Annotated in this window: 2 protein-coding genes; both read left to right on the top strand. The window is 44.0% G+C overall.

Features of this window, described 5'->3' with window-relative positions:
• Positions 1 to 816 (top strand): hypothetical protein (locus tag A3766_RS31555; RefSeq protein WP_197479732.1); only part of this gene is annotated, 816 nt, incomplete at its 5' end.
• A partial coding sequence (locus tag A3766_RS32790; RefSeq protein ID WP_156509122.1) for an Lrp/AsnC family transcriptional regulator occupies positions 813 to 983 on the top strand: 171 nt, incomplete at its 3' end. The genes A3766_RS31555 and A3766_RS32790, both read left to right, overlap by 4 nt.

Here is a 983-nt window from a genome sequence, read left to right as displayed (position 1 = left end):
GTTACGACACCGACTCCCAAATTTCTGGACTTGATACTGGATGATATGGAAAAGACGATTGGCTTTCCAATCCTACGCTTGCCAATGGAAAAGGCTTATCATATCGACTTGGGGTTTCATGTGGGTGATAGAAAAACGGATCGCCCCTTCACTCAGCACCTTCATAACACGAATAACCGTGAGTCTGGCGAAAAAATTAGACTCATTGAGAGCGGTGATGTCCTTTCTGATTACTTGCAACAGCGACTTCGAGAGCTAATACAAGATGGTTTTCCTTTAACCCGGAAGCCTTTTGAGCGCCTGTCACAGACGCTAAGCCAATATCAAGGTGAAGAGTGTTCAGCTGTTACCGAGTTGCAGGTGATAGATACGCTCAATTACTGGGTACAAAGCGGCCTGATTAAGCGTATAGGGTTGATTACCAATCATCACAAACTTGGTTTTAAAGAAAATGCCATGGTGGTCTGGAATATTCCAGAAGATCAAACTGACAGGATTGGTAAGATTTTTAAAGAATCCGGTTTGGTGAGCTTGTGTTATAAGCGTCGAAGACAGTTACCTGAGTGGCCCTATAATCTCTACTGCATGATTCACAGTCGGGACCGGAATCTGGTTGCAGAACATATTGAAAAACTGGTAGGGCTGGCCGAGCTTAAAAATACTGAGAAAAACATTCTATTTAGTACGCAGCAATATAAGCAAAAGGGTGGAGTTTATACGCGCTCGCAAAGGCAGCATAAAATTGAAATAGCCTCACCCGCTGCGAACCTGGCTTCGCTTGTTGCACCCTTATCACTTGCGGGGAATCATTCATGAATGCCATGGATTTGAAGATCATAAACCGTCTCCAGTATGGTTTTCCTATTTGTGAATACCCTTTTGCCGAAGTTGCAAAAGAGCTGGACATAAAAGAATCAGAGTTGATCGACCGAGTTGAGAAGATGCGTGCCGATAAAACGCTAACGCGCTTTGGCCCAATGTAC

This window comes from Oleiphilus sp. HI0132, from assembly GCF_001635845.1.
Note: the sequence above shows the minus strand (reverse complement) of the source record. Positions and strands in the feature narration are given on the sequence as shown.